This window comes from Citrobacter sp. RHBSTW-00859, assembly GCF_013729795.1.
Classification (GTDB): Bacteria; Pseudomonadota; Gammaproteobacteria; order Enterobacterales; family Enterobacteriaceae; genus Citrobacter; species Citrobacter braakii.
In genome coordinates, this window is the sequence record NZ_CP056284.1 from 2,818,314 (window position 1) to 2,831,357 (window position 13,044).

A 13,044-nucleotide genomic window follows, 5' to 3' on the forward strand; every position below is an offset into this window, starting at 1 on the left:
CGCATTCTTGCGCTAACCTTATGATCTGGCATACAACATGGGGAGAGACATCATGTGGCAGGCTATCAGTCGTCTTTTAAGCGAGCAATTAGGTGAAGGCGAAATCGAACTGCGTAACGAACTGCCCGGCGGAGAGATCCACGCCGCATGGCATTTACGCTATGCGGGGCGCGATTTTTTCGTTAAATGCGATGAAAGAGAGCTGTTAACCGGCTTTACGGCGGAAGCCGATCAGCTGGAGCTACTTTCTCGCAGTCAAACCGTATCTGTACCGAAAGTCTGGGCGGTAGGCGCAGACAGAGATTACAGCTTTCTGGTGATGGATTTCCTCCCTCCCCGTCCGCTTGATGCGCACAACGCGTTTATCCTCGGCCAGCAGTTGGCACATTTGCACGAATGGAGCGATCAGCCGCAGTTTGGGCTCGACTTCGATAATGCGCTCTCTACCACGCCGCAGCCCAACACTTGGCAACGTCGCTGGTCAACCTTTTTTGCCGAGCAGCGTATTGGCTGGCAGCTGGAACTCGCCGCTGAAAAAGGCATTGCGTTTGGCAATATCGACGCCATTGTCGAGCATGTTCAGCAGCGTCTCTCTTCCCATCAGCCGCAGCCATCTCTTCTGCATGGTGATTTGTGGTCCGGGAACTGCGCCCTCGGCCCGAACGGCCCGTACATCTTTGACCCTGCCTGCTACTGGGGGGACAGAGAGTGTGACCTGGCAATGCTGCCGTTACATACCGATCAGCCGCCGCAACTCTATGACGGTTATCAGTCTGTTTCTCCGCTACCATTGGATTTTCTCGACAGACAGCCTGTCTACCAGCTCTATACGCTGCTGAACAGGGCTATTCTGTTCGGGGGACAGCATCTGGTCGTGGCGCAGAAAGCGCTGGACAGGTTACTGGCGGCTTAGCAAAGTCGCACGTTGCTTATCTGGCCTGGCGTTTCGCAACGCGTCAGGCCTGATAGTGCAGCAGTTACAAAAAGCCCAGTAATGAAAAGAAGAAGTAGCCAATCACGATAACGATCACCGGCAAAATATAAAGCGGGAAAATTTGTAAAAAGATCGTATGGTGCGGTACCACAATACGCGACTCAAGTTGCTCGCGTGATAACCCTTCACTGCCCTTTGCCTGTTCCAGAATCAACTGATCCTCAACGCCCTCGCGTAAATAACGCGCCTGACGGCTCATTCTGGCGCCTGAATCCTGCAACGCCAGACCGATAAAAATCAGAATGAAAATCAGCCAAAAAACGAGATTCAGTCCACTTTGAAAATCGGGCGTCGGCGAGTTATACCAAAACACGTTAAGAAAAGGTGTGTTCACACGCATCATGTCGATCATCACGTGAGCAAAATCGAGCATGACCGCGTTAATCCCTTCCTGCTTTTCGCTGTGCGCATACATAAACTTCAGTACTGAAACCAGGGTTGAAATCAGCGCGGGAATGAAAATCACCCATCCCACCAGCCTTTTCAAGATGGCAATGCGTCCAGCTTGTTGATACGTCATGAGTTCCCCTTGATTAAGACGTGTCATTTTGGCCTAAGTTTACCCGTTGATTATCGTTTTCGCCTGATCTTTAAAGGCGGTATACTGCTGTATTAGCCATAATGAACGCTCAGAGCCCGTCCAGGCTGGCTCTTAATCCCTTTTATCACCCGTAAAGGAGAGGTTGTGATGTCAACCCCGCGTCAAATTCTTGCTGCAATTTTCGATATGGATGGATTACTGGTCGATTCTGAACCGCTTTGGGATCAGGCCGAACTGGATGTGATAGCAAGTTTAGGCGTTGATATCTCCCGCCGCCATGAACTTCCCGATACACTTGGCTTACGCATCGACATGGTGGTTGATTTGTGGTTTGCACAGCAACCGTGGAACGGTCCCTCACGTCAGGAAGTAACCGAGCGCATCATTACCCGCGCAATTGCGTTAGTTGAAGAGACAAAACCACTGCTGCCGGGCGTGCGTGAGGCCGTGGCATTGTGTAAATCTCAGGGGTTGAAAGTAGGACTGGCATCCGCCTCGCCGCTGCATATGCTGGAAAAAGTGCTAATCATGTTTGATCTGCGCAGCAGCTTCGACGCACTGGCTTCTGCGGAAAAACTGCCCTACAGCAAACCGCACCCGCAGGTTTATCTCGATTGCACGGCGAAACTGGGCATTGACCCTATAAACTGCGTAGCACTGGAAGACTCGGTGAACGGCATGATTGCTTCGAAAGCCGCCCGTATGCGTTCCATCGTAGTACCTGCTCATGAAAATCAGGACGATCCTCGCTTCGTTCTGGCCGACGTCAAACTGGCCTCGCTCACCGAACTCACTGCCGCTCACCTGCGCGGCTAATCCTGCGACGGGCAATGATCGCATTGCCCGCCTGCCGGACGCTGGGGCACGCCTGATGACCTGAAAGGCCCGGTCGTGTTCCTCGCAAGTGCTGCCTGGGACTATATACATGGCTATACGCAGGCCGTGGATGGCGGTTGGCTGGCGCGGTAAAGGCGCACTTGTGACAAAGGGTTACAACGTCACCTCTTCCGCCTACTGTATAAAACCCCTATACTGTATGAATCGACAGTTTATTGGGTTTTATCATGACGGCGGAAGGTCACCTTCTTTTTTCTATTGCCTGTGCGGTATTTGCCAAGAATGCCGAGCTAACGCCCGTTCTTGCGCAGGGTGACTGGTGGCATATTGTTCCTTCAGCCATTTTAACGTGCCTGCTGCCGGATATCGATCATCCAAAATCCCTGCTTGGGCAGCGTCTGAAGTGGATATCAAAGCCCATTGCCCGGGCATTTGGTCATCGCGGATTTACACATAGCCTGCTGGCGGTTTTTGCCCTGCTGGCCACGTTTTACCTGAAAGTCCCTGATACCTGGATAATTCCAGCGGATGCCTTACAAGGTATGGTTCTCGGTTATCTCAGCCACATTCTGGCCGACATGTTGACCCCGGCGGGCGTCCCCTTGCTTTGGCCCTGCCGCTGGCGTTTTCGTCTGCCTATCCTCGTGCCGCAAAAAGGCAACCAACTGGAGCGGTTTCTGTGCATGGCGCTGTTCGCGTGGGCAATCTGGATGCCGCAGACCGTACAAGAGAACAGTGCGGTGCGCTGGTCATCACAAATGATAAATACGCTGCAAATGCAGTTTAATCGTTTTATAACGCACCAGGTTGACTAATAAATCAGCCAAAAAGTTATTTTTGGCATAAACAATTCCATTTGAATATAAGAGGCAAGTCACAGTTCTGCTAATCTTGCGCCAACAGAATCACCGTCACACGGTGAAACGCATAATAAGATCAGGAGAACGGGGATGAACTATCCATTAATCGCGAACATTATCGTGTTCGTAGTGCTGCTGTTCGTGCTGGCGCAAGCCCGTCACAAGCAGTGGAGTCTGGCAAAAAAAGTACTGGTCGGTCTGGTCATGGGTGTGGTGTTTGGCCTCGCCCTGCACACCATTTATGGTTCCGACAGCCAGGTTCTTAAAGATTCCGTACAGTGGTTCAACATTGTCGGCAACGGTTACGTCCAACTGCTGCAGATGATTGTCATGCCGCTGGTGTTTGCGTCTATTCTCAGCGCCGTTGCGCGTCTGCACAACGCCTCTCAGTTAGGTAAGATCAGCTTTCTGACCATCGGCACGCTGCTGTTTACTACGCTGATTGCCGCGCTGGTAGGGGTTCTGGTGACCAACCTGTTCGGCCTGACCGCAGAAGGTCTGGTGCAAGGTGGGGCTGAAACCGCTCGTCTGAACGCGATTGAAACCAACTATGTTGGCAAAGTAGCTGACCTCAGCGTTCCACAGCTGGTGTTGTCGTTTATCCCGAAAAACCCGTTTGCCGATCTGACCGGAGCTAACCCGACGTCGATTATCAGCGTGGTTATCTTCGCGGCATTCCTCGGTGTTGCCGCACTGAAGCTGCTGAAAGATGATGCGCCGAAAGGCGAGCGCGTGCTGGTCGCTATCGATACCCTGCAAAGCTGGGTGATGAAGCTGGTTCGTTTGGTGATGCAGTTGACACCATACGGTGTTCTGGCGCTGATGACCAAAGTGGTTGCGGGCTCCAACCTGCAGGACATCATCAAGCTGGGTAGCTTCGTCGTGGCCTCTTATCTCGGTCTGGGCATTATGTTCGTGGTACACGGGATCCTGTTGGGTGTTAACGGCGTTAGCCCGCTGAAATACTTCCGCAAGGTGTGGCCGGTGCTGACTTTCGCCTTCACCAGCCGTTCCAGCGCAGCCTCAATTCCGCTGAACGTTGAAGCGCAAACCCGTCGTCTGGGCGTTCCTGAATCCATCGCCTCTTTTGCCGCCTCCTTTGGCGCCACCATTGGCCAGAACGGTTGTGCAGGGCTGTACCCGGCAATGCTGGCAGTAATGGTCGCCCCGACCGTCGGGATCAACCCGCTGGACCCGATGTGGATTGCGACGCTGGTCGGTATCGTCACCGTCAGTTCCGCAGGGGTTGCGGGTGTGGGTGGCGGTGCAACGTTTGCCGCGCTGATCGTCCTGCCAGCTATGGGTCTGCCGGTCACGCTGGTTGCGCTGCTGATTTCCGTTGAGCCGCTGATCGATATGGGTCGTACCGCGCTGAACGTGAGCGGTTCTATGACAGCCGGTACGCTGACCAGCCAATGGCTGAAACAGACCGATAAAACAATTCTGGACAGCGACGATAACGCCGAACTGGCGCATCGCTAAATCTGTTAGATCTGAAAAACAAAAAACCGCCGGAGTGTCATGCTCCGGCGGTTTTTTTATATCCATTAATCACTCAGTTCATTTTCCTGGCGAACCTGATTAGCCCAGCGTTGCGCTGATTCCGGGACCGTAAATGCAGGCGAACGCTGAAACGCCTCCCCTATTAAGACAAAAGCGACATATTTTCCGCGCAGTATCCATACGTCACGAAACGCATCCATTTTAACTGCATGCTCTGGTGGGGCTGGCTCCACGCGAGGAACATAGCTAATTACCGGACGATTTTGTTGGCGAAGAGGTTTCATAATCAGTTGCTTCACTAAAGACTAATTCTAAAAATCAGAAAACGGCTATCTTAGCCGATTTTGCCTCCTGACGTCCTGCCTTGCGTGCGCTGTTTGCCTGGTTCATCGCGCTTTACGCCCTCGGTCAGTTCCTGCACCACTAAGCAAGTGGTCTATAGTTAAAGCTTTTGACGGCAACAACGACCTTTAAGCGATGAAAACAGGAGACGAGTTTAATGTCACAGAATGATAAGCACCCACTCCATCACTCAGCGCCGGTTCATGATGCCAGCGAATCCCAGCCAGGACTTGACTCACTGGCGCCAGCAGACGGTTCACATCGGCCAACACCTGAACCCACGCCACCAGGCATGCAGCCCACTACGTCCGGCAGCTTAAAAGCGCCTGACACCAGAAGTGACAAACTCAACGCGCTGGAAAGTTTTCGCAAAGGCAGCGAAGATTTTGCTCTGACAACCAATCAGGGAGTTCGCATCGCGGACGATCAAAACTCTCTGCGCGCAGGAAACCGTGGGCCAACTCTGCTGGAAGACTTTATCCTGCGGGAAAAAATCACCCATTTTGATCACGAACGCATCCCGGAGCGGATCGTACATGCCCGAGGTTCGGCCGCTCATGGTTACTTTCAGCCCTATGCCAGTCTCAGCGCGACAACGAAAGCGGACTTTCTGAGTGATGAAAATAAAATCACCCCGGTTTTTGTCCGTTTCTCTACGGTTCAGGGCGGCGCAGGCTCAGCGGATACGGTCAGAGATATTCGAGGATTTGCGACCAAATTTTATACTGAAGAGGGCATTTTCGATCTGGTGGGAAACAACACGCCAGTCTTCTTCATTCAAGATGCCCATAAATTCCCGGATTTCGTTCATGCGGTAAAACCGGAGCCGCATTGGGCTATCCCACAGGGTCAAAGCGCCCACGATACCTTTTGGGATTATGTTTCATTACAGCCAGAAACGTTGCACAACGTTATATGGGCAATGTCCGACCGGGGTATTCCACGCAGCTATCGCACGATGGAAGGCTTTGGCATTCACACGTTCCGGTTGATAAATGCGCAAGGGAAAGCCACCTTTGTCCGTTTTCACTGGAAACCGCTGGCGGGCAAAGCTTCGCTGGTATGGGATGAAGCGCAAAAACTTACCGGTCGTGATCCCGATTTTCATCGCCGCGATCTGTGGGAAGCTATTGAAGCAGGCGATTATCCGGAATACGAACTGGGGCTGCAGCTCATTCCTGAAGAAGACGAATTCAAGTTCGATTTTGACCTGCTCGACCCGACCAAGCTGATCCCAGAAGAGCTGGTTCCGGTGCAACGCGTCGGTAAAATGGTGCTGAACCGTAATCCGGATAATTTCTTCGCCGAAAATGAACAAGTCGCTTTTCATCCCGGACACATCGTCCCTGGTATCGATTTTACCAACGATCCCTTGCTGCAAGGCCGCTTGTTTTCGTATACCGATACCCAAATCAGCCGCCTGGGCGGGCCCAACTTCCATGAAATCCCGATTAATCGCCCGACCTGCCCGTACCATAATTTCCAGCGTGACGGCATGCATCGTATGGACATCGATACCAACCCTGCCAACTATGAACCAAATTCCATCAATGATAACTGGCCGCGTGAAACGCCGCCGGGGCCAAAACGCGGTGGATTTGAGTCGTATCAGGAACGGATTGAAGGAAACAAAATCCGCGAACGTAGCCCCTCTTTTGGCGAATACTATGCGCACCCTCGCCTGTTCTGGCTAAGTCAGACGCCAATTGAACAGCAGCATATTATCGGCGGATTCAGCTTCGAACTCAGCAAAGTTACGCGCCCCTATATTCGGGAAAGAGTGGTCGAACAGTTAGCCCATATTGATACAGCCCTCGCCGAGGCGGTTGCCGATAATCTCGGTTTTGAGCTAACCGAGGAACAGGCCAAAATCGCCCCACCGGCTAACGTCAATGGTTTGAAAAGTGCGCCGTCACTCAGTTTATATGCGGGTGCGCAAGGTGAGATTAAGGGCCGCGTGGTCGCCATTCTACTTAATGACCAGGTGAAATCAGGCGACCTGCTTGCCATCATACAAGCCTTACAGGCCAAAGGCGTTCACGCCAAACTGCTCTATTCCCGAATGGGTAATGTGGTTGCCGATGATGGTTCCGTCCTGACAATCGCCGGTACCTTTGCGGGTTCACCATCGCTGACCGTCGATGCGGTTATCGTTCCGTGTGGCAATATCGCAGATATCGCTATGAACGGTGATGCCCGATATTACTTACTCGAAGCGTATAAGCACTTAAAACCTATCGCACTGGCTGGCGATGCGCGTCAGTTTAAAGCAACGTTGAATATCAAAAATGAAGGAGAAGAAGGCGTGGTGGAGGCAGACAGTGCAGACGCACAGTTTATGGATACCCTGCTGACGCTAATGACTGCGCACCGCGTCTGGTCACGCGCCGGAAAAATCGACACGATACCAGCCTAAAAAAATGCGGCGCATTATGCGCCGCAAACTCAGGAGTTAGACGTTCAGAAAACTGCCAAGACGATAACCGCGCTCCGCAATAGCATATTTCAGTGACGGAGACGTCAGCACGTCGAGCTCAGTTAAGCGGGGGTAACAGTAGGCACTTTGACGAATAATGTCATCGATAAAGGCCGGATGACACATCACTTCCAGCGAGGACTCTCCCCGGTCTGCTGACGCGTCAAGCGTTTGCAAAAACAGGGCTTCAGAAATCGCTTCGCCATAAAACTCGCTGCTGAATCCCTGGGAAGTCCGTAACGTCTGCGGAAAGTCAGACGCCTGGAATACCGTCTGACGATCGATCCGTAACGCAATCCCCCGTTGGGCAGCAAACCCGGCCACGATAGGGAAAATCTGCGGGAACATATGCACATGGTGATGGCTATCCAGATGCGTTGGCTCCCGCCCGAACAGGTCAATAAAACGCTGATACTGCGCGGCCAGTTCCTGAGAAATTTCATCCAACGGCAAGGTGTCTTCTTCAGCCATCTGCCAGATCCATTTTCCCAGTAACCCGTCACGAGTAAGGCCTGGCATTGCCGTCAACGGCCTGCCCAGCGTCAGAACAAAATGCATCCCAACGGCAAGTTCAGGAATGTCGCGACTCAGCTGTACCGCATGGTCAATGGCTGCGCCATTAACCAGTGCGGTTGTCGAGGTGACCACGCCATTGCGACAGGCTTCAACAATGCCGTAGTTTTGTCCTTTACTCAGGCCAAAATCATCCGCATTTACAATCAGTACGCGTTCCATAGCCGACCTCAGTTAGTGTTGTTCGCTTTTGAGTTTCTCGATACACCCGGCGAAGTTTGGCAGCCATTTTTCATGCGCCAGAATCAGCTCACGCGCCAGAATCTCGGCATCGCTGTCAGAATGCACCAGCGGACTCAGGTTCAACGCCAGCAGCACATCATTCAGCTCACCGCTCAGTGCCGCATTGCTCGCCGCGACTTCAAAGCCTTTAATGGTATAGATAAGGCCGAGCACTTTCTCATCAAAATGGGTAATACGTGGGTGCGGCGTGGCGCCGTTGCGTCCCAGTGTACAGGTCATCTCAACCGCCCAGTCCGCCGGGATATTGTCAACATGCCCATGGTGCAGAACGTTGACATAGTGCTCGGTCTGTTTGTCGTTGTAGATGGCGTTGATCACTTCACAGGCCGCATCGGAGTAATAGGCTCCACCGCGCTGTTCCAGCTCTTTCGGTTTCACGTTCAAATCCGGGTTTTTGTACAGATCAAACAGTTGTTTCTCCACTTTCTGTACCACCTGAGCGCGAGCGCCGCCCTTATAGTATTCACCCATTTCAATCGCCAGCATCTCTTTTGGCTTGAAGTAATAGAGCAAATATGAGCACGGCAGCAGCTTCAGCGAGCGAATCAACCCTTCACTGAACGGCAGGTCGAAGATGTTCTTCACGGTGGAGGCTTTCAGTTGACCTGAAGCCACGCCATCCAACAGTTCATCAAAGCGTGATTTACCATTCACCAGCACGTCTTTAATGAAGACCATATGGTTCAGACCGAACAGATCGATGGATAAGTCATCGCTCTCTTTCAGCGCCAGCACATCGCTAATGAACATTTTCATGCCAACAGGAATATTACATACACCGATGAATTTCTTAAAATTCGTATGGCGATAGACCGCTTCCGTCACCATCCCGGCCGGGTTAGTAAAGTTAATCACCCACGCATTCGGACACAGTTCTTCCACATCTTTGACAATATCAAAGATAACCGGAATAGTACGCAGACCTTTGAACAGCCCACCAGCGCCGTTAGTTTCCTGCCCCAAATACCCGTGGCTCAGCGGAATGCGTTCATCCTTTTCGCGGGCTTTCAGTTGCCCTACGCGCAGTTGGGTGGTAACGAAATCAGCATCTTTCAGCGCTTCACGGCGGTCCAGCGTTTTAAACAACTTCATCGGCACGCCAGCTTTATCGATCATGCGCTGGCAAAGGTCAAAAATAATGTCCAGCTTCTCTTTTCCATCGTCGACATCAACCAGCCACAATTCAGAAACCGGTAATTCATGATAGCGCTTAATAAAGCCTTCAAGTAACTCAGGGGTGTAGCTGCTCCCGCCACCGATAGTGACGACTTTTAATTTCTGGCTCATACTTTCTCCCTTCAGTGTCAAAACACTGACGTGTATTATGCTCAACCCGTTTGTCAGATATAGCGTGGCTGTCCCGACGCTATTTTGGGCAAGCTATAAAAAATGGGTTATTGGCTAATAATATCTACTGATTAAATTCAGTTAATTTCTTACGATAGCTATTAGGTGTAAATGACGTCAGCTTTTTAAACGTTTTAATAAACAGACTTGGACTACTGTAGCCAGATTCGTAAGCAATATCCGTTACAGAATAGTTAGTCATTTCCAGCTGTTTTTTAGCAAAGTTAATGCGGATTTCATTAATGATCTGCATCGGCGTTTTGCTGTAATAACGCTGGGTTGCGCGGGTCAGATACTCCTGGGATTTCGCGGACAGGTGTACCATGTTTTCCAGCGCATTCTCGCTAAACTGCCGTTTGTCATGCATGGTCTCCACGGTGGTTTTAAGCCACTGCGGAATATCATCCAGCACCTGCTCTTCGCGATGATGGCGCAACCGGTTAATAATATAGAAGGTGACCACTTCTACAAATTCATCCAGTCCGCTCTCGCGAAAGTTTAGTGATGCAATAACCGTTTCAATGTAAGTGAGAAACGAATTATTCGCCCGATAGACCTGCGATGCAACGAAACAAAATGGCAGCAGCGGGTGGTAGTGCTGTTCAAAAAAGCGTTTACTGATACCGACGTTCAGGATCCTTGTCGCCCCAAAATCATAAAAACTCTGGTGGTGCGATCCCAATGGAATAAAAACAAAGTCCCCGCGTTCGAGCAATACGCGTTTACCGTTGATTTCCTGATAATAGCGCCCGGTTAAAACCAGGGTAAATTCGTAGTAGTCATGCTGATGCAGCCCGCTGATGCTCTCAGTTTTGTTATAGATGAACACATGGAAATTTTTGCCATTAAACAGCTGCTGTTCATAGACGGTTTTGATTTCCGGTGCGTTAATCTGTAGCTGCATTATGCACTCCTCGCTATTTCAGCTTTTCGTGAAGCTCAATCAGTTCAGTCACCAGCTCACGCGCCAGCATTGATGTCATCAGGTGGTCCTGAGCATGAACCAGCACCAGACTAACTTTCATTTTACCTTCGCCCTGATCGCCTTCAATCAGTTTCGTTTGCACGAGGTGCGCTTCATTCAGCGCCAGACGAGACTGGTCCATCATAGCCTTAGCTGACTCGAAATCGCCTTGCTTGGCCATTTTGAGCGCGCCGTACGCCAGGCTACGCGCCTGACCGGAATTGATGATGAGCCCCATCACCACTTCTTCAAGTTCTTCTGCTTCTGACTGCGTGTCGACGATGTTTTCGATATCCAACATACTTTTTTCCTCTGGTTCAGTCCGGCATGACCGTGAAGCCATGCCGGATTAAATTTAGAATTTCAATGCGTTAGCGATATCTTCTTCGCTTTCTTCTTGATCAATAACGTTCTGCGCTTTGTTGGCTACCACCACGAACGGCAGGTAAACCAGCGTGGCGATACCGAGGTTGAACAGCGCGACCAGCAGAGCAGCGACGCTACCGTTGGTGTTAAAGAACGCGCCCAAACCGGTTGGCATGGTCCACGGTGCGATGTTGGTAATCGGTGGAATAATGCCGGAGTAATAAGCTGCCAGCGTAATCGCCGCCAGAATCGGCTGCACCAGAATGAACGGGATAAACATCACCGGGTTCATGATGATCGGCAGACCGAACAGGATAGGTTCGTTAATCTGGAACAGGCCTGACGGCAGTGCCAGTTTAGCAACCTGACGATAATCCGGACGACGCGATGCCAGGAAGATAGCGATAATCAGACCCAGCGTAGCCCCGCTACCCCCGAGGAAAATATAGGAGTCGAGCATCGGTTTCGCCCAGACGTGGAAGGTCTTTCCGGCTTCCAGCGCGGCGTCTACGGAACCAAACTGTTGATAAATGGAGATGTTTTCCAGCGCCCATGGCGTCATGATACCGCTGTCCAGCGCGGTCAGCGCCAGTGAACCGTGAATACCGAAGAACCACAGCAGCGGAACAAAAATCACGTAGGCCCAACCCACCACGCTGCCCAGCGATGCCAGCGGAGTTGAAATGGAATCCATGATGATCTGGTGGAAGTTCGTACCCCAGGTGTTCAATGCCCAGGCGATGATCCCCATAATGGAGAGGATAAGGAAGCCAGGAATCAGCGCAGAGAAAGAGCGCGACACGGATGTCGGTACGCTATCAGGTAATTTAATTACCCAATTGCGACGGACCACAAAGGTGAACATTTCCGCGACCGCGAGGCCGATAATAATACCGGAAATAATATTGGCACCGCCGAGCCAGTTCGCGCCAACGGCATAGGCTTCACCCACGCTATATGGCGTTACGGTCATAAACGCGGCGACGGATAACAGCCCGGCAGCCAGAGAGTCGACTTTGCGTTCTTCTGCCAGCGCCATACCGATAAAGAACGGCGCCATCAATGACATGATACCCAGCGTACCGTTATAGACGTTTCCACCAATGCCTTTCAAACTATTCAGCGTTTCAATAGTTGAAGCATCAAGTCGAATGCCCATTGAATAAAAAAACGACCCCTCCCCAAAGCTCAGGAAAACGTTATTGATTAATACAAACATGGCCCCTGCGAGGGTTAACGGCATTAAACGAATAAAACCGTTTTTGATTGCATTAACGTGTGGCTGCTTTCCAATTTTTACAGCAAAAGGAAGGAGTACCTTTTCAAGTGAAGCAATAGCGTTACTCATAGAAAAATACCCTTAAATACCGCAATTAATAATTGCGGTGAATGTTAATGAAATAACTCTTTGACGGGAAAAATTAAAATAAAATAATTAATTTGCTGCGGCTTTTTTAATTGCTGCAACCGCAGCCTTAAGCACGCCTAAACCATCGACTTTGCCATACAGCAGCGAGTCAATCACTTCCACAGGCTTGTTGGGTAACAAACGCTGAATTTCGGGCAACATATAAGCAATTTGTGGACCTAATAATACAACATCGGCCACTGGACCTTTTTCTCCGGCCAGCGTTTCAGGAAACGCTTCAATAATAACCGGTACTTCGTATTTTTCGGCCTGAGCACGCATCTTCGAAACCAACAATGAAGTCGACATGCCCGCAGAACAAAACAGATAAATGTGTTTCTTTTCCATTAAAACGATCCTCATGTGCGATTATCTGTCACCAGACACTCCGCAAGCCCTAACCTGCATCCATGCTCTGGGTAACTTGCGTCAGCTAAATTACTTTTTTAGGTGGCTGAAATGAGTATACGGGATTGCACCAGCGGATGGTATTTCCTTGACCAACTAAATTGTCTCTCCTTGACCTGGCGTTATGACCACCCTCACACTTCAGGTAAATAATTCGCGTCAATAATTAAGATCGTGTGACA

At 50.8% G+C, this 13,044-nt stretch carries 13 protein-coding genes and 1 pseudogene; 6 read left to right on the top strand and 8 right to left on the bottom strand.

Annotated features, from left to right (window positions below; all coding sequences use genetic code 11):
• Nucleotides 1-52 precede the first annotated feature (52 nt).
• Nucleotides 53-913 (top strand): fructosamine kinase family protein, encoded by an 861-nt coding sequence (locus HV302_RS14095; RefSeq protein ID WP_016152861.1) that lies wholly within the window; start codon nucleotides 53-55, stop codon nucleotides 911-913.
• A gap of 64 nt (nucleotides 914-977) precedes the next feature.
• On the opposite strand, the gene HV302_RS14100 is transcribed toward HV302_RS14095, so the two are convergent.
• Nucleotides 978-1,514: a YniB family protein gene (locus HV302_RS14100; RefSeq protein WP_019076635.1), complete on the bottom strand. Its 537-nt coding sequence runs from the start codon at nucleotides 1,512-1,514 to the stop codon at nucleotides 978-980.
• Between the two features lie 168 nt (nucleotides 1,515-1,682).
• On the opposite strand from HV302_RS14100, the gene hxpB reads away from it, so the two are divergent.
• From hxpB to tcyP, 4 genes and pseudogenes are all read left to right on the top strand, one after another.
• On the top strand, nucleotides 1,683-2,351 hold the full coding sequence (gene hxpB, locus HV302_RS14105; protein ID WP_181626033.1) for a hexitol phosphatase HxpB: 669 nt from the start codon (nucleotides 1,683-1,685) through the stop codon (nucleotides 2,349-2,351).
• Between the two features lie 30 nt (nucleotides 2,352-2,381).
• Nucleotides 2,382-2,504, top strand: a pseudogene (locus tag HV302_RS14110) (2-deoxy-D-gluconate 3-dehydrogenase); the annotation flags it as partial.
• Nucleotides 2,505-2,587: 83 nt separating this feature from the next.
• Complete coding sequence (locus tag HV302_RS14115; RefSeq protein ID WP_087050648.1) at nucleotides 2,588-3,187, top strand: metal-dependent hydrolase; 600 nt, start codon at nucleotides 2,588-2,590, stop codon at nucleotides 3,185-3,187.
• A gap of 135 nt (nucleotides 3,188-3,322) precedes the next feature.
• The gene (gene tcyP, locus HV302_RS14120) at nucleotides 3,323-4,714 is read left to right on the top strand and encodes a cystine/sulfocysteine:cation symporter (RefSeq protein WP_019078417.1); all 1,392 of its coding nucleotides are present in this window, start codon (nucleotides 3,323-3,325) and stop codon (nucleotides 4,712-4,714) included.
• Nucleotides 4,715-4,779: 65 nt separating this feature from the next.
• Here the strand turns inward: tcyP and cedA are convergent, their stop codons facing one another.
• Nucleotides 4,780-5,022, bottom strand: a complete 243-nt coding sequence (gene cedA / locus HV302_RS14125) for a cell division activator CedA (protein ID WP_029139771.1) — start codon at nucleotides 5,020-5,022, stop codon at nucleotides 4,780-4,782.
• A gap of 212 nt (nucleotides 5,023-5,234) precedes the next feature.
• On the opposite strand from cedA, the gene katE reads away from it, so the two are divergent.
• Nucleotides 5,235-7,493 (top strand): catalase HPII, encoded by a 2,259-nt coding sequence (gene katE, locus HV302_RS14130; protein ID WP_181626043.1) that lies wholly within the window; start codon nucleotides 5,235-5,237, stop codon nucleotides 7,491-7,493.
• A 36-nt stretch (nucleotides 7,494-7,529) separates the two neighbouring features.
• Here the strand turns inward: katE and chbG are convergent, their stop codons facing one another.
• From chbG to chbB, 6 genes are all read right to left on the bottom strand, one after another.
• Nucleotides 7,530-8,288: a chitin disaccharide deacetylase gene (gene chbG / locus HV302_RS14135; RefSeq protein WP_019076632.1), complete on the bottom strand. Its 759-nt coding sequence runs from the start codon at nucleotides 8,286-8,288 to the stop codon at nucleotides 7,530-7,532.
• Between the two features lie 12 nt (nucleotides 8,289-8,300).
• Nucleotides 8,301-9,656, bottom strand: a complete 1,356-nt coding sequence (locus HV302_RS14140; RefSeq protein WP_181626046.1) for a 6-phospho-beta-glucosidase — start codon at nucleotides 9,654-9,656, stop codon at nucleotides 8,301-8,303.
• Between the two features lie 124 nt (nucleotides 9,657-9,780).
• Complete coding sequence (gene chbR, locus HV302_RS14145) at nucleotides 9,781-10,623, bottom strand: transcriptional regulator ChbR (protein ID WP_085951046.1); 843 nt, start codon at nucleotides 10,621-10,623, stop codon at nucleotides 9,781-9,783.
• 10 nt (nucleotides 10,624-10,633) lie between these two features.
• Nucleotides 10,634-10,981: a PTS N,N'-diacetylchitobiose transporter subunit IIA gene (gene chbA / locus HV302_RS14150; protein ID WP_003030618.1), complete on the bottom strand. Its 348-nt coding sequence runs from the start codon at nucleotides 10,979-10,981 to the stop codon at nucleotides 10,634-10,636.
• A 54-nt stretch (nucleotides 10,982-11,035) separates the two neighbouring features.
• Entirely contained in the window at nucleotides 11,036-12,394 is a 1,359-nt protein-coding gene (gene chbC, locus HV302_RS14155; protein WP_003030619.1) for a PTS N,N'-diacetylchitobiose transporter subunit IIC, read from the bottom strand.
• Nucleotides 12,395-12,481: 87 nt separating this feature from the next.
• Nucleotides 12,482-12,802: a PTS N,N'-diacetylchitobiose transporter subunit IIB gene (gene chbB, locus HV302_RS14160; protein WP_003832547.1), complete on the bottom strand. Its 321-nt coding sequence runs from the start codon at nucleotides 12,800-12,802 to the stop codon at nucleotides 12,482-12,484.
• Between the last annotated feature and the right edge of the window lie 242 nt (nucleotides 12,803-13,044).